Raw genomic sequence first — 22,718 nt, forward strand, 5'->3', positions numbered from 1 at the left:
GGTGTGGGTTTCGTGAGCCGAACGGCCGCGTCTGCACCCACCTGTGCACGAAGCCGGCCCGCCGGCGGTGGTGTGGTCAACGAATCGGCAGATTCCGATCGATAGCAAGCTCTGGGCGGGTGGGTCATGGCGGACGAAGACAAGCTCCTCGAACACCTGAAGTGGGTGACCTCCGAGCTCCGCCTGGCGCGTCGGCGCCTGACCGAGCTGGAGGACGAGGACGCCGAGCCGATCGCGATCGTCGGCATGGCCTGCCGTTTCCCCGGTGGCGTCGCCTCACCTGAAGACCTCTGGGACGTCGTCGCCGGCGGGGTGGACGCCACCGGCGCGTTCCCCGACGACCGGGGCTGGGACCTCGACCGGCTCTACGACCCCGACCCCGACCACCCCGGCACCACGTACAGCAACCGGGGTGGCTTCCTGCGCGACGCGGGTCTGTTCGACCCAACCCTGTTCGGGATCTCGCCGCGCGAGGCGCTGGCCATGGACCCGCAGCAGCGCCTCCTGCTCGAGGTGACCTGGGAGGTCTTCGAGCGGGCCGGCATCGACGCCGCGTCGGTGCGGGGCAGCCGTACCGGGGTGTTCGTCGGCACCGCGGGGCAGGACTACACGTCCGTGCTGCGGCAACTGCCCGAGGGCACGGAGGGCTACGTCCTCACCGGCACCGCCGCGAGCGTCATGTCCGGCCGGCTGGCGTACTCCTTCGGGCTGGAGGGGCCGGCCGTCACCATCGACACCGCCTGCTCCTCGTCGCTGGTCGCCCTGCACCTCGCCGGTCAGGCCCTGCGCGACGGTGAGTGCTCCCTCGCCGTGGCCGGCGGCGTCACCGTGCTGGCCACGCCGGGCGCCTTCGTCGAGTTCTCCCGCCAGCGGGGGCTCGCCTCCGACGGGCGGTGCAAGGCGTTCTCCGCCGACGCCGACGGGACCGGCTGGTCCGAGGGCGTCGCCATGTTGCTCGTCGAGAAGCTCTCCGACGCCCGGCGCAACGGGCACCCCGTCCTGGCGGTGATCCGGGGCAGCGCCGTCAACCAGGACGGCGCCAGCAGTGGGCTGACCGCCCCCAACGGCCCCGCGCAGCAGCGGGTGATCCGGCAGGCGCTGGAGAACGCCCGGCTCAGTCCGTCCGACGTGGACGCCGTCGAGGCGCACGGCACGGGCACCCGGCTCGGCGACCCGATCGAGGCGCAGGCGCTGCTGGCCACGTACGGGCAGGGCCGCCCCGCCGACCGCCCGCTGTGGCTGGGCTCGCTGAAGTCGAACATCGGCCACCCGCAGGCCGCGGCCGGCGCCGGCGGCGTCATCAAGATGGTGATGGCGATGCGGCACGGCGTGCTGCCGCCCACCCTGCACGTGGACCGGCCCTCACCGCACGTCGACTGGTCGACCGGTGCCGTGGCCCTGCTCGACGAGGCGCGCCCGTGGGCCGGCGGCGAGCACGTCCGCCGGGCTGGCGTGTCGTCCTTCGGCATGAGCGGCACGAACGCCCACCTGATCCTGGAGCAGGCGCCGGCCCCCGACCCGGCCGGCGACCACGCCACCCCGTCCCGCCGTCCCGCCGTCGTGCCCATGCTGCTCTCCGCCGCGCAGCCGGCCGCGCTCGCCGCGCAGGCGGACCGGCTGGCCCGTTGGCTCAGCGACGACGAGGAGCCGCGCCCGCTCGATGTGGCCTGGTCGTCGGTGGTGTCCCGCTCGACGCTCGACCGGCGTGCGGTGGTGCTCGCCGGGGACCGTGCGGGCCTGCTGACGGGCCTGGAGTCCCTGGCGGCGGGCGCGCCGTCGGGCACCGTGGTCACGGGCCAGGCCGGGGACCGCGGTCCGCTGGCGGTGCTCTTCTCCGGCCAGGGCGCGCAGCGCACCGGCATGGGCCGCGAGCTGTCCGCCGAGTTCCCCGTCTTCGCCGCCGCCCTCGACGAGGCGTGCGGGCATCTCGACCGGGTGCTGCCGCGCCCGCTCAAGGAGGTGCTGTTCGCGCCGGAGGGCTCCGCCGAGGCGGAGCTGCTGGACCAGACCGCGTTCACCCAGGCCGGGCTCTTCGCCGTCGAGGTGGCGCTGTTCCGCCTCGTGGAGTCGTTCGGCGTGGTGCCGGACTTCGTGGGCGGGCACTCGATCGGTGAGATCGCCGCCGCGCACGTGGCCGGGGTGCTGTCCCTCCAGGACGCCTGCCTGCTGGTGGCGGCGCGGGGCCGGCTCATGCAGTCGCTGCCCGACGGCGGCGGCATGCTCGCCGTGGCCGCCGACGAGGCGGCCGTGACGGAGTCGATCGCCGGGCTGACCGACCGGGTCGGCGTCGCGGCCGTCAACGGCCCGACCTCCGTCGTGGTCTCCGGGGCCCTCGACGCCCTCGACGAGGTGGAGCGCGTCTGGCGCGACCGGGGTGTGCGTACCCGCCGGTTGGCCGTCAGTCACGCGTTCCACAGCCCGCTGATGGAGCCGGTGCTGGAGCGCTTCCGCGGCATCGTCGAGCGGCTGGACCTCGCCGCCCCCACGCTGCCGATCGTGTCGAACCTGACCGGTGCGCTCGCCGACGCCGACGAGATCCGCACCCCCGACTACTGGGTACGGCACGTCCGCGAGGCGGTCCGCTACGCCGACGGGCTCGCCGCGCTGCGCGACGCCGGGGTCGACACCTTCCTGGAGGTCGGCCCGCAGAGCGTACTGACCGCGATGACGACCGACGTGCTGCCCGACGACGACGTGCTCGCCGTCGCAGCCCAGCGCCGGGACCGGCCCGAGGCGCAGGCGCTGCTGCACGCCCTCGCCGAGCTGCACGTGCACGGGTTGCCGGTGTCCTGGCGGGAGTGGTTCGCCGACACCGGCGCCGCCCGGGTCGACCTGCCCACGTACGCCTTCCAGCGGGAGCGGTTCTGGCCCGAGGTGCTGCCGTGGCGGGTCGGCGACGTGTCGGGCGCCGGCCTCGGCGTCGCGGGGCACCCGCTGCTCGGCGCGGCGGTGCGGCTCGCCGGCGACGACGAGGTGGTGCTGACCGGCCGGCTGTCGACGTCGACGCACCCGTGGCTGGCCGACCACGTGGTCGGCGGCAACGTGGTGGTGCCGGGCACCGCCCTGGTGGAGCTGGCGGTCCGCGCCGGCGACGAGGTGGGCGCGTCGCGGGTACGGGAGCTGACCGTGGCGGCGCCGCTGGTGCTGCCCGACTCCGGGGCGGTACGCGTGCAGGTGCGCGTCGGCGCTGCCGACGACGCCGCCGTCCGGACGGTGTCCGTGTACTCCCAGCCCGAGGAGGACGACGACACCGACTGGGTGCGGCACGCCGACGGCCTGCTCGAACCGGTGTCGGCCGACGAGCCGGGGCTCGGCGAGTGGCCGCCGGCGGGCGCGACCGAGGTGGACCTGACCGGCTGGTATCCGGCGCTGGCCGAGCACGGCCTGTCGTACGGGCCGGTGTTCCAGGGCGTACGGCGGGCCTGGACCGCCGACGGTGGGGCGTACGCCGAGGTGACGCTGCCGGACGGGGCGGCCGGCGAGGCGGGCGCGTTCGGGGTGCACCCGGCGCTGCTGGACGCCGCGCTGCACCCGGTGGCGCTGCTGCTCGAGGCCGAGGCCACGGGCGGGCCGCGCGTGCCGTTCGCGTTCGAGGGCGTGCAGGTGCACGCCTCGGGCGCCCGGACGCTGCGGGTGCGGCTGACCCGGGACGGCTCCGGGGTGCGGCTGGTCGCCTGCGACGGCTCGGGCGCGCCGGTGGTCTCGGTGGACTCGCTCGTGCTGCGGGAGATGACCGCGACGGCGACCCGGGGCGGTGCCGCCCGGTCGCTGTACGAGGTGACCTGGCAGGCCGAGCAGATCGAGAGCGTCGACGACCTTCCGGGGTGGGCGGTGCTGGGCCGGCCGGCACCGGACGCGCTGCCGGAGGTGCCGGTCTTCGCGGACGTGGCGACCCTGGCGGCGGACGGGGCCACGGCCCGGCAGGTGCTGCTGACGGTGCCCGCCGGCGATCCCGGCGTCCCCGTGCCGGAGGCCGTGCGGGCGGCCACCAGCGGTGTGCTGGACGTGCTGCGGTCCTGGCTCGCCGCCGAGCCGCTGGCCGACACGAAGCTCGTGGTGGTGACCCGGGGCGCGGTGGCCAGCGGGGACGACGACCAGGTCACCGACCTCGCCGCCGCCGCCGTCTGGGGCCTGCTGCGCTCGGCGCAGTCGGAGCACCCGGGGCGGATCGTCCTCGCCGACGTCGAGGGCGAACTGACCCCCGCGACCCTCGCCGTGCTGGCCGGGGCCGCCGTCGACCCGTCGGTCTCCGGCGGCCAGCTCGCGGTGCGCGGCGAGCGCACCCTCGTGCCGAGGCTGGCGCGGCCGGTGGGCGACGAACTGACCCCGCCGTCCGGCCCGTGGCACCTCGCCCCCGTCACCGGCGGCACCCTGGACGGGATCGCGCCGGTGCCGGCCACGCCCGCGGAGCTGGGCGAGGGCCAGGTGCGCATCGCCGTGCGCGCGGCCGGTGTGAACTTCCGCGACGTGTTGATCGGCCTGGGCATGTACCCGGATCCGGCGGCCGTGATGGGCAGCGAGGGCGCGGGCGTCGTGGTCGAGGTCGGCCCCGGCGTGACCGACCTGGTGCCCGGCGACCGGGTGATGGGCATGTTCGAACTCGGGTTCAGCCCGCAGGCCGTCGCCCATCGCCGGCGCATCGCCAAGATGCCCGCCGGCTGGTCCTTCACCCAGGCGGCGTCCGTCCCCCTGGTCTTCCTGACGGCCTACTACGCGCTGCGGGACCTCGCCGGGCTGCGGTCCGGTGAGTCGGTGCTGATCCACAACGGCGCCGGTGGCGTCGGGATGGCCGCCATCCAGCTCGCCCACCACCTCGGCGCCACCGTCCACGCGACGGCGAGCCCCGGCAAGTGGGGTGTGCTGCGGGGCCTCGGGGTGGCCGGGGAGCGGATCGCGTCGTCGCGGACCACCGAGTTCGAGCAGGTCTTCGGCGCGGCCACCGGCGGTGCCGGGGTGGACGTGGTGCTCGACGCGTTGGCCGGTGAGTTCGTGGACGCGTCGCTGCGGCTGCTGCCGCGCGGTGGCCGGTTCGTGGAGATGGGCAAGGCCGACGTACGCGACCCGGAGACGGTCGCCGCCGACCACCCGGGCGTGGCGTACCGCGCGTTCGACCTGAACGAGGCGGGCAGTACCCGCATCGGCGAGATGCTCACCGAGATCCTCGACCTCTTCGCGCGGGGCGCGCTGCGTCCGCTGCCCGTACGGGTGTGGGACGTGCGTCAGGCCCGGCAGGCGCTGCGGCACGTCAGCCAGGCCCGCCACGTCGGCAAGGTGGTGCTGCGCATCCCCGCGCCCGCCGACCCCGACGGCACCGTGCTGCTCACCGGCGCGGCCGGAACCCTGGCCGGCGTGCTCGCGCGGCACCTCGTCGCCACCGGCCAGGCCCGCCGCCTGCTGCTGGCCTCCCGCCGCGCACCGGGCCGGGACGACGCGTACGCCACCCTGGTCCGGGAACTGACCGACGCGGGCGCCGACGTCACCGCCGCGGCCGTCGACGTCAGCGACCCCGCGCAGGTCACCGAGCTGGTCGCCGGGATCGACCCGGCGTACCCGCTGACCGCGGTGGTGCACACCGCCGGGGTGATCGCCGACGCGACCATCGGTTCGCTGGACGAGTCCGCCCTGCGTACGGTGCTGGCGCCGAAGGTGGACGCCGGGTGGGCGTTGCACGAGGCGACCGCGCACCTGGACCTGTCGGCGTTCGTGCTGTTCTCGTCGGTGGCGGCCACCCTCGGTTCGCCGGGGCAGGGCAACTACGCGGCGGCGAACGCGTTCCTCGACGCCCTCGCCCGGCACCGCCGGCAGCAGGGGCTGCCCGCCACCAGCCTCGCCTGGGGCATGTGGGCCACCGACAGCACGATGACCGCCCACCTCGACGGTGACGACCAGCAGCGGCTGCGGCGCGTCGGGATGAGCCGGCTCTCCCCGGCCGAGGGCGTCGAACTCTTCGACGCCGCCCTGCCGGCGGCCCGGCCGGTGCTCGTCGCGGCCCGCCTCCACGTCACCGGCGAGGCGAGCGGCGTACCGCCGCTGATGCGGCACCTGCTGCGCGGCGGCGGCCGGCGCCGCACCGCCACCGATCGGCCGAGTGCCGGGGCGTCGTGGCGGGAGCGGCTCGACGGCCTGTCCGAGGCGGACGCCCGGCAGGCGCTCGTCGACCTGGTCTGCGGCCAGGCCGCCACGGTGCTGGGGCACGCCTCGGCACAGGCGGTCCCCGCCGCCCGCGCCTTCAAGGACCTGGGCTTCGACTCGCTGACCTCGGTGGAACTGCGCAACCGCCTCGGTGCGGCCACCGGGCTGCGGCTGACCGCCACGCTGGCCTTCGACCATCCCACCCCGGCCCGGCTGGCCGAGCACCTGTTCGCGCAGCTCGGCCCGGCCACGGGAGCCGGCGCCACCGTCCGTACGGTCGTCACCGCCGACGCCGACGAGCCGATCGCCATCATCGGCATGGCCTGCCGCTACCCCGGCGGCGTCGCCACCCCCGAGCAGCTGTGGCAGCTCGTCACCTCCGGGGCCGACGCCATCGGCGAGTTCCCGGCGGACCGCGGCTGGGACCTCGACCGGCTGTACGGCACGGACGGCGACCAGGCCGGCGGCACCGTCACCCACCAGGGCGGCTTCCTCTACGACGCGGCCGACTTCGACGCCGGCTTCTTCAACATCAGCCCCCGTGAGGCCCTCGCCATGGACCCGCAGCAGCGGCTGCTGCTGGAGACCGCCTGGGAGAGCTTCGAGTACGCCCGCATCGACCCCGCCACCCTCAGCGGCACCGCCACCGGCGTCTTCGTCGGCGCCGCCTCATCCGGCTACGCCACCAGCGGACGCGACGACCTGGACGGCCTCGAGGGGCACCTGCTGACCGGCACGGCGGGCAGCGTCGCCTCCGGGCGGGTCGCCTACATGTTCGGCCTCGAAGGCCCGGCGGTCACCGTCGACACCGCCTGCTCCTCGTCGCTGGTGGCGCTGCACCTCGCCGCCCAGGCGCTGCGCGGCGGCGAGTGCGACATGGCCCTGGCCGGCGGGGTGGCGCTGATGGCGCAGCCCGGCATGTTCTCCGAGTTCTCCCGGCAGGGCGGCCTCGCCCCGGACGGGCGGTGCAAGGCGTTCGCCGCCGGCGCGGACGGCACCGGCTGGTCCGAGGGCGTCGGCATGCTGCTCGTGGAGCGCCTCTCCGACGCCCGGCGCAACGGGCACCGGGTGCTCGCCGTGCTGCGCGGCTCCGCCGTGAACCAGGACGGCGCGTCCAACGGGCTGACCGCGCCGAACGGCCCGTCGCAGCAGCGGGTCATCCGCCAGGCCCTGGAGAACGCGCGGCTCGCCCCGGCCGACGTGGACGCGGTCGAGGCGCACGGCACCGGCACCGTCCTCGGCGACCCGATTGAGGCGCAGGCGGTGCTGGCCACCTACGGCCAGGACCGTGCCGCCGGCGAGCCGCTCTGGCTCGGCTCGATCAAGTCGAACATCGGCCACTCCCAGGCAGCGGCCGGGGTGGCCGGCGTGATCAAGATGGTGCTGGCGATGCGGCACGGCGTGCTGCCGCCGACCCTGCACGTGGACGAGCCCTCGCCCCACGTCGACTGGAGTGCCGGAGCCGTCGCCCTGCTCACCGAGGCCCGGCCGTGGCCCGCCGTCGACCGGCCGCGCCGGGCCGCCGTGTCGTCGTTCGGCATCAGCGGCACCAACGCGCACACCGTCATCGAGCAGGCACCCGGCGAGCCAGCCCCGACGCCCGTGCCGGCGGGGCACGTTCCCGGCCTGGTCGGGCCCGCCGCCGTACCCCTGCCGGTCTCCGGCAGAAGCCCCCGCGCGCTCCGGGCACAGGCTGCCCGCCTCGGCGAACGGCTCGCCGGCGACGCTGACCTCGACCCGCGGGACCTCGGCTTCTCCCTGGCCACCCAGCGGGCGCACCACCCGTACCGCGCGGTCGTCGTGGCCACCGGCCGGGACGACGCGCTCGCCCGGCTGGCCGCCCTCGCCGACGGCGACACCTCCCCGGCGGGCGCGGACGCCGCGTCGAAGGTCGTCTTCGTCTTCCCCGGCCAGGGCTCCCAGTGGACTTCGATGGCGCTGGACCTGATGGAGACCTCGCCGGTCTTCCGGCAGCGGATGGACGAGTGCGCCGAGGAGCTGTCCCGGCTGGTCGACTGGAACCTGGGGGACGTGCTGCGGCAGGCGCCCGGCGCGCCGCCCCTGGACCGGGTGGACGTGGTCCAGCCCGCGCTCTTCTCCGTCATGGTGTCCCTCGCGCATCTCTGGCGCGCGTGCGGCGTCGAACCGGCCGCCGTCATCGGGCATTCGCAGGGGGAACTCGCCGCGGCCTGCGTCGCCGGCGCGTTGACCCTCGCCGAAGCCGCGCGGCTCGTCGTGGCGCGCAGCCACGGCCTGCTGTCGATCGCGGGTCGCGGCGGCATGGTCTCCGTGCCGCTCCCGGCCGCCGACACCGAGCGGCTCATCGCGCCGTGGCGGGGCAGCCTCTCCGTCGCCGCCCTCAACGGCGCCGCCGTGACAGTGGTCGCCGGCGACTCGGCGTCGGTCGCCGAACTGCTCGCGCACTGTGCCGAGCGCGACGTCCGCGCCCGGCAGATCGCCGTCGACTTCGCGGCGCACAGCGGCCACGTCGACCCGATCCGCGACGAGGTGATCGCCCGGTTCGGCACCGTGGACCCCCGCTCCAGCACCGTGCCCTTCCACTCCACAGTCACCGGCGAGCCGATCGACACCGCCGGGCTCGACGCCGACTACTGGTACCGCAACCTGCGGGAGCCGGTCCGGCTCGCGCCGGTCGTGGACCAGCTGATCGAGCGGGGCTTCCGGACGTTCGTCGAGGTCAGCCCGCACCCCGTACTCAAGATCGCCGTGCAGGACGCGCTCGACCGGAAGGCCGACGGCGGCGTGGTGGTGGGCTCGCTGCGCCGCGACGGGCACGGGCCGCGTCAGCTACTGGCCAACCTCGGCGAGCTGCACGTCGCCGGCGTGCCCGTCGACTGGTCGCGCGTCTTCGCCGGCTCCGGCGCCACCCCTGTCGACCTGCCCACGTACGCCTTCCAGCGGGACCGGTTCTGGCCGGTGCTCGACCGCTCCGCCACCGGCGACGTGTCGGGCGCGGGGCTGGGCGCGGCCGGGCACGGGCTGCTCGGCGCGGCGGTGCGCCTCGCCGGCGACGACGAGGTCGTGCTGACCGGCCGGCTGTCGGCGTCCACGCACCCGTGGCTCGCCGACCACGTGGTCGGCGGCGCCGTGGTGCTGCCGGGCACGGCCCTCGTCGAGCTCGCGGTGCGCGCCGGCGACGAGGTCGGCGCCTCCCGGGTGCGGGAACTGACCGTCGCCGCGCCGCTGGTGCTGCCGAACCCGGGCGCGATCCGCGTGCAGGTGCGCGTCGGCGCGGCCGACGGCTCCGGAACCCGGAGCGTGGCGGTGCACTCGCAGCCCGACGGCGACCCTGAGGACCCCTGGACGCGGCACGCCGACGGTCTGCTGGAGCAGGCCACCGACGAGCCGGCGCTGGGCTCCTGGCCGCCGGCCGGAGGCACCGAGGTGGACCTCGCCGGCTGGTACCCGGCGCTCGCGGAGCGCGGCCTGGCCTACGGACCGGCGTTCCGGGGCCTGCGGCGGCTGTGGACCGCCGGCGACGAGGCGTACGTCGAGGTGACCCTGCCGGACGAGGCGGCCGGCGACGCCGGCGGCTTCGCCGTGCACCCGGCGCTGCTGGACGCCGCCCTGCACCCCGTCGGGCTGCTGCTGGCCGAGCGCTCCGGCGGACCGCGCGTGCCGTTCGCGTTCGAGGGCGTGCAGGTGCACGCCTCCGGCGCCCGGACGCTGCGGGTTCGGCTGACCCGTGTGGGCTCGCGCGTGCGGCTGGTGGCCGGGGACGAGTCCGGCGTGCCCGTGGTGTCGGTCGAGTCGCTCGCCCTGCGGGAGATGACCGACGCCACCGGTGCGGAGGCCGCGGAGCGGTCGATGTTCGAGGTGACGTGGCAGGCCGAGACGGTCACCCCGGCGCGGGACGTCTCCGGCTGGGTGCTGCTCGGCGACGGACCCGCCCCGGCGGACCTCGTCACGCCGGTGTTCCCGACCGTCGGCGAGCTGACCGCGGCGGTCTCGGCCGGTACGGTCGAGGCGCCCCGCGCGCTCGTGGTCCCCGTGCCCGCCGGCACCCCGGACGGCGACCTGCCCGACGAAGTCCGTACGGCCACCGCCCGCGTCCTGGCAGTGCTGCACTCCTGGCTGGACAGTGAGGCGCTGGCCGACACCACGCTCGTCGTGCTGACCCGGGCGGCGGTGGCCGCCACCCCGGCGGACGCGGTGCGGGACCTGCCCGGCGCGGCGGTCTGGGGTCTGCTGCGCTCGGCGCAGTCCGAGCACCCGGGGCGGATCGTCCTCGCCGACGTCGACGGGGACCTCACCCCGGCCACCCTCGCCGTGCTCGCCGCCGTCGCCGAGAACCCCTCGCCGACCGGCGGCCAGGTGGCCGTACGCGGCAACGAGGTGCGCACGCCCCGCCTGGGCCGGCCCGCCGGCCAGGCCGCCGACGAACTCGTCCCGCCGGACGGACTGTGGCGGGTCGGGGCGGTCAGCCCCGGCACCCTCGACGGCGTCGGCATGGTGCCCGCCGCCTCCGCCGCCCTGGACACGGGCCAGGTGCGCATCGCGGTGCGCGCGGCCGGCGTGAACTTCCGCGACGTGCTGATCGGCCTGGGCATGTACCCGGATCCGGCGGCCGTGATGGGCAGCGAGGGCGCGGGCGTCGTGGTCGAGGTCGGCCCCGGCGTGACCGACCTGGCCCCCGGCGACAGGGTGCTCGGCATGTTCGAGCCGGCCTTCGCCCCCGAGGTGATCGCCACCCGCGACCTCGTGGCGAAGATCCCCGCCGGCTGGTCGTTCGCGCAGGCCGCCTCCGTGCCGGTGGTGTTCCTGACCGCGTACTACGCGCTGCGGGACCTCGCCGGGCTGCGGTCCGGCGAGTCGGTGCTGATCCACAACGGCGCCGGTGGCGTCGGCATGGCCGCCATCCAGCTCGCCCGGCACTGGGGCGCGACGGTCCACGCCACCGCCAGCCCCGGCAAGTGGGGCGTGCTGCGGGAACTCGGGGTGGCCGAGGAGCGGATCGCGTCGTCGCGGACCACCGAGTTCGAGCAGACCTTCGGCGCGGCCACCGGAGGTGCCGGCGTCGACGTGGTGCTCGACGCCCTCGCCGGTGAGTTCGTGGACGCGTCGCTGCGGCTGCTGCCGCGCGGTGGCCGGTTCGTGGAGATGGGCAAGGCCGACGTACGCGACGCCGAAACCGTCGCCGCCGACCACCCGGGCGTCACCTACCGCGCGTTCGACCTCAACGAGGCCGGGCACCGGCGCATCGGGGAGATGCTCACCGAGCTGCTCGACCTGTTCGCACGCGGCGCGCTGCGCCCGCTGCCGCTACGGGTGTGGGACGTGCGTCAGGCCCGGCAGGCGCTGCGCCACATCAGCCAGGCCCGGCACATCGGCAAGGTCGTCCTGCGGGTGCCCGCCCCCGCCGACCCGGACGGCACCGTGCTCGTCACCGGCGCCGGCGGCGCCCTCGCCGGCGTGTTCGCCCGGCACCTCGTCGCCACCGGCCAGGCCCGGCACCTGCTGCTGGCCTCCCGCCGTGGCCCCGAGCACTACCGGGAGCTGGTCGACGCGCTGACCCGCGCGGGCGCCCGGGTCACCGCCGGCACCGCCGACGTGACCGACCCCGTGCAGGTGACCCGGCTGCTGGAACTGGTGGACCCGGCGCACCCGCTGACCGCCGTGGTGCACACCGCCGGGGTGATCGCCGACGCGACCATCGGTTCGCTGGACGAGTCCGCCCTGCGTACGGTGCTGGCGCCGAAGGTGGACGCCGGGTGGGCGTTGCACGAGGCCACGCGGCACCTGGACCTGTCGGCGTTCGTGCTGTTCTCGTCGGTGGCGGCCACCCTCGGCTCGCCGGGGCAGGGCAACTACGCGGCGGCGAACGCGTTCCTCGACGCCCTCGCCCGGCACCGGCGTGAGCAGGGGCTGCCCGCCACCAGCCTCGCCTGGGGGCTGTGGGCGACCAGCAGCGCCATGACCGCCCACCTGGGCGGCAACGAGCACCGCAAGGCGATCCGCGCCACCAGCGCCCCGTTGACCGACCGGCAGGGCGTGGCGCTGTACGAGCTGGCGCGACAACGCGGCGCGGCGCACCTCGTCCTCATGAACCTGCCGCCGGCGTCGCGGGCGACCGGCCAGAACGTGCCCAGCCTGCTGCGGGACGTGGTCCGTGCGGGAGGCCCGGCCCGGCGCGCGGTGGGTCGCGGCCTCGCGGACACCGCCTCCGTACGCGACCGGCTGGCGACGCTCGGCCCGGCGGAGCGGCGCTCCCACCTGCTCGACCTGGTGGCCGCCGGCGTGGCGGCAGTGCTCGGGCACCGCTCGGCGGAGACCGTCGACGCCCAGCGCGCCTTCAAGGAACTGGGCTTCGACTCGCTCACCTCGGTGGAACTGCGCAACCGGCTCTCCGCCGCCACCGGCCTGCGGCTGCCCGCCACCGTGGCGTTCGACTACCCGACCCCTGTGGTGCTCGCCGAGTTCCTGGACCGGGAGCTCGGCGGCGCGGCAGTCGTGGACCGGCCCGCCGCGGTCGGCACCGCCGCCGCCCTCGACGAACCGATCGCCATCATCGGCATGGCCTGCCGGTTCCCCGGCGACGTGCAGACCCCCGAGCAGCTCTGGGACGTGCTCACCGCCGGAGCCGACGTCATCTCGCCCTTCCCCACCGACCGGGGCTGGAACCTCGACGACCTGCGCGCCGACGGCCAGGACCCGGGCGCCGTACCACGGCAGGGTGGCTTCCTCCACGACGCCGCCCAGTTCGACGCCGCCTTCTTCGGGATCTCGCCCCGCGAGGCCCTGGCGATGGACCCACAGCAGCGGCTGCTGCTGGAGACCTCCTGGGAGGCCTTCGAGCGGGCCGGGATCGACCCCCACTCGGCGCGGGGCAGCAGCACCGGCGTCTACGTCGGCCTGATCTACCACGACTACGCCTCCCAGGCCGCCGGCGGCACCGACGAACTGGACGGCCACGTCGGCAACGGCAGCGCCGGCAGCGTCGCCTCCGGCCGCATCTCGTACCTGTTCGGCCTGGAGGGCCCTGCCGTCACCGTCGACACCGCCTGCTCGTCGTCGCTGGTGGCGCTGCACCTGGCCACCCAGGCGCTGCGGCAGGACGAGTGCCGCCTCGCCCTCGCCGGCGGGGTGAGCGTCATGTCCACCCCCGGCATGCTCACCGAGTTCTCCCGGCAGCGCGGCCTGTCGCCCGACGGGCGGTGCAAGGCGTTCGGCGCCGGCGCCGACGGCACCGGTTTCGCCGAGGGCGTCGGCATGCTCCTGCTGGAGCGCCTCTCCGACGCGCAGCGCAACGGTCACCGCGTGCTCGCCGTCGTGCGTGGCAGCGCCGTCAACCAGGACGGCGCCAGCAGCGGTCTGACCGCGCCGAACGGCCCCGCCCAGCAGCGGGTGATCCGGCAGGCGCTCGCCAACGCCCGGCTCGCCACCACCGATGTGGACGCCGTCGAGGCGCACGGCACCGGCACCGCCCTCGGCGACCCGATCGAGGCGCAGGCGCTGCTGGCCACGTACGGGCAGGGCCGACCGCAGGACCGTCCGCTGTGGCTGGGGTCGGTCAAGTCGAACATCGGCCACGCCCAGGCGGCGGCCGGCGTCGCCGGTGTGATCAAGATGGTGCTGGCGATGCGGCACGGCGTGCTGCCGCCGACCCTGCACGCCGAGAAGCCGTCCCCGCACATCGACTGGACGGCCGGGTCGGTCGCGCTGCTCACCGAGGCCCGGCCGTGGCCCGCCGTCGACCGGCCCCGCCGCGCGGCGGTGTCGTCGTTCGGCATCAGCGGCACCAACGCGCACACCATCGTGGAGCAGGCCCCCGAGCCCGCCCCGGCGCAGGCCGCCCCCGCCACGGGCGTCCCGGGCGACCTCGTCGCCTGCGTCCTGTCTGCCCGCGACGCCGCCGCCCTGCACGAGCAGGCGCGCCGGCTGCGGACCCTCGTCGACGGCGAGCCGGACCTGACCATCGCCGACGTGGGCCGGGCCCTCGCCACCGCCCGCAGCGCCTTCGAGCACCGCGCCGTGCTGCTGCCCGCCGACCGCGCCGGGCTGCTCGCCGCCCTCGGTGCGCTGGCCGACGACGAGCCCTCGGCCGCCGTCGTGCGGGGGATCGCCCGCAGCGGCCGCACCGCCGTCCTCTTCTCCGGCCAGGGCGCGCAGCGCGCCGGCATGGGTCGCGGGTTGTACGGGGCGTTCCCGGTGTTCGCCGCCGCGTTGGACGAGGTGTGTGGTCACCTGGATCCGTTGTTGCCGCGTCCGTTGCGGGAGGTGCTGTTCGCGTCGGAGGGCACGCCCGGGGCGGAGTTGCTGGATCAGACGGTGTTCACCCAGGCGGGCCTGTTCGCGGTCGAGGTGGCGTTGTTCCGCCTGGTGGAGTCGTTCGGTGTGGTGCCGGACCTGGTGGCCGGGCACTCCATCGGCGAGATCGCGGCGGCGCATGTGGCGGGCGTGCTCTCCCTGGCCGACGCGTGTGCGCTGGTCGCCGCGCGGGGCAGGCTCATGCAGGCCCTGCCGGCGGGCGGTGGCATGCTCGCCGTGGCCGCCGACGAGGCCGCGGTGGCCGAGTCGATCGTCCCGTTCGCCGACCGGGTCGGCGTCGCCGCCGTCAACGGCCCCACCGCCGTGGTGGTCTCCGGCGCCGCCGAGGCCCTCGACGAGGTGGAGCGGGCCTGGAAGGACCGGGGTGTGCGTACGCGCCGGCTCACCGTCAGCCACGCGTTCCACAGCCCGCTCATGGAGCCGATGCTGGCCGAGTTCCGGCAGACGCTCGACGGACTGACGTTCCACTGGCCCGTCCTGCCGATCGTGTCGAACCTGACCGGGCAGGTCGCCGACCCCGACGAGATCGGCACCCCCGACTACTGGGTCCGCCACGTACGCGAGACCGTCCGCTTCGCCGACGGGATCGCGAGCCTGCGCGAGCGCAACGTCCGTACCTTCCTCGAACTGGGCCCCGACGCGGTGCTCGCCGGCATGGTGGGCGCCTGCCTGCCGGACGACGACGCGGCGGCGGTCGTGGCGACCCTGCGCCCCGGCCGACCCGAGCCGGCGTCGCTGGTCCACGCGCTTGCGGAGCTTTACGCGCACGGCACGCCGGTCACCTGGACCGCCCTCCTACCGGCCGGAACCCGCCCGGTCGACCTGCCGACGTACCCGTTCCAGCGGCAGCGCTTCTGGCCGGCCGTGGGCCGGCTGCGCGCCGGCGACGTCAGCGGCGCCGGCCTCGGCGTGGCCGAGCACGGTCTGCTCGGCGCGGCCGTGGACCTGGCCGGCGACGACGAGATCGTGCTGACCGGCCGGATCTCCCCGACCACCCACCCCTGGCTGGCCGACCACGTCGTCTCCGGCGTGCCGCTGGTCCCGGGCACGGCCCTCGTGGAGCTTGCCGTCCGCGCCGGCGACGAGGCGGACCTGCCGCGGCTGCGGGACCTGACGGTGCTCGTGCCGCTGGTGCTCCCCGAGTCCGGCGCCGTACGGATCCAGGTGCGGGTGTCCGCGTCGGATTCGCCGCAGCGCCCCGTCGCCGTCTACTCCCGCCCCGACGACGACCCCGAGGCGGGCTGGACCCGGCACGCGGAGGGCGTGCTGGAACCGGCCACGGCCGACGAACCGCAGCCGACCGCCTGGCCGCCCGCCGGCGCCACCGAGGTGGACCTGACCGGCTGGTACCCGGCGCTCCTCGAACACGGCCTGTCGTACGGGCCGGCGTTCCAGGGGCTGCGCCGGGTGTGGACCGGCGAGGACGACGTCTTCGCCGAGGTGGTCCTGCCGGACGACGCGGCGGCGGAGGCGGCTCGCTTCGGCGTGCACCCGGCGCTGCTGGACGCCGCCCTGCACCCGATCGGGCTGCTGCCCGGCGCCGAGGAGACGGGCGGGCCGCGCGTGCCCTTCGCCTTCGAGGGCGTACAGGTGCACGCCTCCGGCGCGAGGCTGCTGCGGGTGCGGTTGACCCGCAACGGCTCCGCGGTGCGGCTGACCGCCCGCGACGAGGCGGGCGCGCCGGTGGTGTCGGTGGACTCCCTCGTCCTGCGGGAGCTGACCGGGGTGGCCGCCCCGAACGCGGCGTCGCGCTCCCTGTTCGAGGTGGCCTGGCAGGCCGAGGAGGCCGACCCGGTCGACGACGCGTCGGGCTGGGCGGTGCTGGGCGGGCCGGCCCTGCCGGGCGTCCCCGGTGGCCCCTCCGCCGAGACGATCCGGCAGCTGCGCGCCGCCATCGACGCCGGCATCGCCCCGCCGCGCCTGCTGCTCTTCACGCCGGCCGCGTCGCCCGCCGACGACGGCGACCCGGCGGAGGCCGTACGCACTGTCACCGCCGACGTGCTGGGCCTGGTGCAGGAGTGGCTGGCCGTCGACGCGCTGGCCGACTCGAAGCTCGTGGTGGTGACCCGGGGCGCGCTGGCCGTCCGCGACGGGGACCGGGTGAGCGACCTGGCCGCGGCGGCCGTGTGGGGCCTGCTGCGCTCCGCGCAGTCCGAGCACCCCGGTCGCATCGTCCTGGCCGACGTCGACGACGCGATCAACCCCGGCACGCTCGGCATCCTGGCCCGCTTCGCCGCGGACCCGGCCGGCGGTCAGGTCGCGGTGCGTGCGGGCGCGGTGTTCGTGCCGCGTCTGGTGCGTGCGGTCGCCCCGGTGTCGGTGGAGACGCCGGTTGTGGGTGACGGTGCGGTGCTGGTGACCGGTGGTACGGGTGCGCTCGGGGCGTTGGTGGCGGAGCATCTGGTGTCGGCGCATGGTGTGCGGTCGCTGGTGCTGGTGTCGCGGCGTGGTCCGGGGGCTGCGGGTGCGGGTGAGTTGTCGGAGCGGTTGTCGGCGCTGGGTGCGTCGGTGCGGGTGGTCGCCTGTGATGTGACCGACCGGGAGCAGATCGGCGCGCTGGTGGCGGAGGTTTCCGCCGGGGGTCGGCTGGCGGGTGTGGTGCACACCGCCGGTGTCCTGGATGACGGGGTGATCGAGCGGGTCAGCGAGGAGCGTCTGGTAAGGGTGTTGGCGCCGAAGGTGTCGGCGGGTTGGTTGTTGCACGAGGCGACGGCGTCGCTGGGTCTCGACTTGTTCGTGGTGTTCTCGTCGGTGGCGGGTGTGCTGGGTTCGCCGGGTCAGTCGGCGTACGCGGCGGGCAACGCGTTCCTGGACGGGTTGGCGGTGTGGCGGCGGCAGCTCGGGTTGCCGGCGGTCAGCCTGGCGTGGGGCATGTGGGACACCGCAGGCATGGCCGCGTCGATCGGCGGCAACGACCGGGCCCGTACGGCACGCGCCGGACTCCGACCGATGAACGCCCGCACCGGCCTGGAACTCTTCGACGCCGCCGTGGGGGCACAGCGGGCGGCGCTGGTGCCGGCCGCGATCGACGTACCCGCGCTGCGGGCGGCAGCAGCCGGCGCGGTCGTACCGCCGATGCTGCGCAACCTGGTCGACGTGGCGACGACCCGCCGCCGCGCCGGCCAGGGCGCCCCCGGCGGCTGGGCCGACCGCCTCACCGGCCTCAGCGCAGAGGACGGCCTCGCGCAGGTCGACCAGCTGATCCGGGGCCTGGTCGCGCAGGTCCTCGGGCACGGCGGCGCCGAGGCGGTGCCGGCCGACCGGGCGTTCAAGGACCTGGGCTTCGACTCGCTGACCGCCGTCGAGCTGCGCAACCGGGTGAACGGCGCGACCGGCCTGCGCCTCACCTCGACCCTGGTGTTCGACCACCCGTCCCCGCAGGTCCTGGCGGCCCACGTGTACGCGGAACTCGCCGGCACCCGGCCCGGCGCCGTCACGACCGACGAGGCGGCGACCGGCGACGCCGACGAGGCGATCGCGATCGTCGGCATGGCCTGCCGCTATCCCGGCGGGGTGGAGTCTCCCGACGAGCTGTGGAAGCTGGTCAGCACCGGTGGGGAGGGCATCGGGGAGTTCCCGGCCGACCGGGGCTGGGACCTGGAGTCGCTGTACGACCCGGACCCCGACCACGCCGGCACCTCGTACACCCGCCACGGCGGTTTCCTGTACGGCGCGGCGGAGTTCGACCCCGGCTTCTTCGGTGTCTCGCCGCGCGAGGCCCTCGCCATGGACCCGCAGCACCGGCTGCTGCTGGAGGCGTCCTGGGAGACGTTCGAGTCGGCGGGCCTGGACCCGTCCGGCCTGCGGGGCAGCCGGACCGGTGTCTTCGCGGGCGTCATCTACCACGACTACTCGACGCGCCTGATGGAGACGCCCGAGGTCGAGGGCTACATCGGCACCGGCAACTCGGGCAGCGTGCTGTCCGGCCGGGTCGCGTACACCTTCGGCCTCGAAGGCCCGGCGGTCACTGTCGACACGGCGTGCTCGTCGTCGCTGGTGGCGTTGCACCTCGCGGTGCAGGCGTTGCGGTCGGGTGAGTGTGATCTGGCGTTGGCCGGTGGTGTGACGGTGATGGCGACGCCCGGCACGTTCGTGGAGTTCTCGCGGCAGCGGGGTCTGTCGGCCGACGGCCGGTGTAGGTCGTTCGCGGCGTCGGCGGACGGCACGGGCTGGTCCGAGGGTGTGGGTGTGCTGCTGGTGCAACGGCTCTCCGACGCGCAGCGGGAGGGCCGGCGGATCCTGGCGGTGGTGCGGGGCAGCGCCGTGAACCAGGACGGTGCGTCGAACGGCTTGACGGCGCCCAACGGCCCGTCGCAGCAGCGGGTGATCCGGCAGGCCCTGGCGAACGCCCGGCTCACCACCGCCGATGTGGATGTGGTGGAGGCGCACGGTACGGGTACGACGCTGGGTGACCCGATCGAGGCGCAGGCGTTGTTGGCGACGTACGGGCAGGAGCGTCCGCAGGATCGGCCGCTGCTGCTCGGGTCGGTGAAGTCGAACATCGGGCATGCGCAGGCGGCTGCGGGTGTGGCTGGTGTGATCAAGATGGTGTTGGCGATGCGGCACGGCGTCGTCCCGGCGACGCTGCATGTGGATGAGGCGTCCCCGCACGTCGATTGGACGGCCGGGGCGGTCGCTCTGGCGACCGAGGCGGTGCCGTGGCCGCGGGTGGGTCGGCCGCGTCGGGCGGGGGTGTCGTCGTTCGGGATTTCCGGCACGAACGCGCACGTGATCATCGAGCAGCCGCCCGCCGAGGTGGTTGAGGGGGAGGTCGTCGTCCGCGAGGTGCCGGTGGTGCCGGTGCTGCTGTCGGCCCGCGACGCCGCGGCACTCGCCGGGCAGGCGGGCCGGTGGGCGCGGTGGCTCGCCGTGGACGAGGCCCCACGCGGCGTGGATGTGGCGTGGTCGTCGGTGGCGTCGCGGTCGGCGTTGGAGCACCGGGCGGTGGTGTCCGGGGCGAGCCGGGACGAGCTGCTGGCGGGTCTCGCGGCAGTGGCGGCCGGCGAGCCGTCGGGGGCCGTCGTGACCGGTTCTGCCGCCGCGCGCGGCCAGTTGGCGCTGTTGTTCTCGGGTCAGGGTGCGCAGCGTGCGGGGATGGGCCGGGAGTTGTCGGCCCTGTTCCCGGTGTTCGCCGCCGCGTTGGACGAGGTGTGTGGGCACCTGGATCCGTTGTTGCCGCGTCCGTTGCGGGAGGTGCTGTTCGCGTCGTCGGGGTCCGCCGAGGCGGAGTTGCTGGATCAGACGGTGTTCACGCAGGCCGGGTTGTTCGCGGTCGAGGTGGCGTTGTTCCGTCTGGTGGAGTCGTTCGGGATCGTTCCCGATGTGGTGGCTGGTCATTCGATCGGTGAGGTGACGGCGGCGCATGTCGCGGGCGTGTTGTCCCTGGCGGATGCGTGTCAGTTGGTGGCGGCGCGGGGCCGGTTGATGCAGGCGCTGCCGACCGGTGGCGGGATGCTGGCCGTGGCGGCCGACGAGGCTGCGGTGGCGGAGTCTCTCGCGGGGCTGACCGGCAGGGTTGGTATCGCGGCGGTTAACGGGCCTGCCGCTGTGGTGGTGTCGGGTGCCGTTGACGCGTTGGATGAGGTGGAGCGGGTTTGGCGGGATCGGGGGGTGCGTACCCGTCGGCTCGCGGTGAGCCACGCGTTCCACAGTCCGTTGATGGAGCCGATGCTCGCTGATTTCCGGGCCGTTCTCGACGGGTTGGAGTTCGCCGCGCCGTTGTTGCCGGTCGTGTCGAACGTGACCGGTGCCCTGGCCGGCGATGAGATCCGTACGCCGGAGTATTGGGTGCGGCACGTGCGCGAGGCGGTGCGCTTCGCCGACGGGATCGCCGCTCTGCGGGCTGCCGGGGTGGACACGTTCCTGGAGGTCGGTCCGCAGAGCGTCCTGACCGCGATGACCGCCGACGTGCTGCCCGACGACGGTGTGCTGGCGGTGGCTGTGCAGCGCCGTGACCGTTCGGAGGCGCAGGCGTTGCTGCACGCCCTGGCCGAGTTGCACGTGCACGGCGTGCCGGTGACCTGGGCGCAGTGGTTCGCCGAGACCGGCGCGCGGCGGGTGGACCTGCCCACGTACGCCTTCCAGCGGGAGCGGTACTGGCCCGAGCCGGCGAACCGGCCGCGGCAGACGGCGACCGACGGCGGCGACGCCGACTTCTGGAAGGCCGTCGAACGCGGCGACCTGAGCGCCCTCGCCGCCCAGTTCGGCGAGGACGGCGCCGCCCTGGACGCCCTCACCCCGGCCCTGCCGGTCCTGTCGACCTGGCACCGGGCGCGCACGCAGCGGGCCGTCCTGGACGCATGGTCGTACCGCGTCGGATGGAAGCGCGCCGACATCACCGTCGGCCCGGCGCGGCCCGGCTCGTGGCTGCTCGTGACGGCGCAGGACGACCTGGCGGACGGCACCCGGGCGGAGGCGGTCACCAAGGCCCTCGCCGAGGTCGGCGCCGCCGTGGTCCGGCTCACCGTCGACCCGGCCGGCACCGACCGGGCGGGCCTCGCCCGGCGGCTGGGCGACGCGCTGGCCGACGGTCCCGTCACCGGCGTGCTCTCCCTGCTCGGCCTCCGCGACCAGCCGCACCCCGCCCACCCGGCCGTGCCGGTCGGGACGGCCGCCACGCTGCTGCTGCTCCAGGCGCTGCACGACACCGGGGCGACGACCCGGCTGTGGTGCCTGACGCAGGGCGCGGTCAGCACGGGCGACGGGGACACCGTGCACGCTGCCGTCCAGAGCGGGCTCTGGGGCCTGGGGCTCGTGGCGGGCCTGGAACACCCCCACCTGTGGGGCGGGCTGGTGGATCTGCCCGAGCAGGCCGACGCGACGGCCTGGGACCGGCTGGCGCGGGTGGTGACCGGCGCCGGCGACGAGGACCAGCTTGCCGTACGCCCCTCCGGGGTGTTCGTCCGTCGCCTGGTCCGCTCGGCGCCCGCCGCCCCCGACACGGCGCAGCGGTGGCGGCCGTCCGGCACCGTGCTGGTCACCGGCGGCACGGGCGCGCTGGGCGCGCACGTAGCCCGCTGGGCGGCGGCCAACGGGGCGGAGCACGTCGTGCTGACCAGCCGCCGCGGCGGGGACGCCCCGGGGGCCGTGGAGCTGCGCGAGGAGCTGATCGCCCAGGGCGTACGGGCGTCGGTCGTCGCCTGCGACGTCGCCGAGCGCGACCAGGTGGCGGCGCTGCTGGCCCGCCTCGACGAGGATCCGGCGCCGCTGACGGCCGTGGTGCACGCGGCGGGCGCCGGCGAGTCCGGGCTGATCGCCGACACCGACCTGGCCGCGTTCGCGGGCGTGCTCGACGGCAAGGTGGCCGGCGCGCTGCACCTGGACGCCCTGCTCGGCGACCGGCCGCTGGACGCGTTCGTGCTCTTCTCCTCCATCGCCGGGGTGTGGGGCAGCGGCGGGCAGTCCGCGTACGCCGCCGGCAACGCCTTCCTCGACGCGCTCGCCGAGCAGCGGCGCGGCCGGGGCCTGGCGGCGACGTCCGTGGCCTGGGGACCGTGGGCCGACGGCGGCATGGCCACCGGCGAAGCCCAGCAGATGCTGGCCCGGCGCGGCCTGACCGCCATGGCGCCGGCCGACGCCGTGCACGCCATGCGGTACGCCGCCGGCCTGCCCAGGGCGGCGCTGACCGTGGTGGACGTCGACTGGGCGGTCTTCGCCCCGGCGTACGCCTCGGCCCGCCCCCGGCCGCTGCTCGACGACATCGCCGAGGCCCGGGAGGCGCTGCACGCCCACGCCGTGGAGCAGCAGCCCGGCGGTGCCGCCGACGCCCTGCGGGAGCACCTGCTCACCCTGCCCCACCCCGAGCGGGTCCGGCACATGGTCGACCTGGTCCGCACCCACGCCTCGGCCGTGCTCGGCCACGCGGGAACGGACCGGGTCAAGCCGCAGCGGGCGTTCAAGGAGCTCGGATTCGACTCGCTGACGGCGGTCGAGCTGCGCAACCGACTGACCGGCGTCACCGGCCTGTCGCTGCCCGCGACCCTCGTCTTCGACTACCCGAACCCGGCCGTGCTCGCCGAGAACCTGCTCGACGGCCTGCTGCCCGAGGCGGCGCAGGCGGACGACGGCGACCCGACGGAGGCGGCCGTCCGGCAGACGCTCGCGGCGATCCCGCTGGCCCGCCTCCGTGAGGCCGGGCTGCTGGACCTGCTGCTCAACCTCGCCGACACCGACGGCGACGACGGTGACGAGTCCACCGACGAGGACCTGGACCTCGACGACCTCGACACCGACGCCCTCGTCAGGCTGGCGCTTGACGGAACCGATTCCTGACCGTTGTCCCCAGTACGGAGCTCATG

At 75.7% G+C, this 22,718-nt stretch carries 1 protein-coding gene; it reads left to right on the top strand.

What is annotated here, in order from left to right:
• Positions 1-126 precede the first annotated feature (126 nt).
• Positions 127-22,692, top strand: a complete 22,566-nt coding sequence (locus KBX43_RS00035; RefSeq protein ID WP_210882091.1) for a type I polyketide synthase — start codon at positions 127-129, stop codon at positions 22,690-22,692.
• The last annotated feature ends 26 nt before the right edge of the window (positions 22,693-22,718 follow it).

This window comes from Micromonospora sp. C41, assembly GCF_018070485.1.
Classification (GTDB): domain Bacteria; phylum Actinomycetota; class Actinomycetes; order Mycobacteriales; family Micromonosporaceae; genus Micromonospora; species Micromonospora chalcea.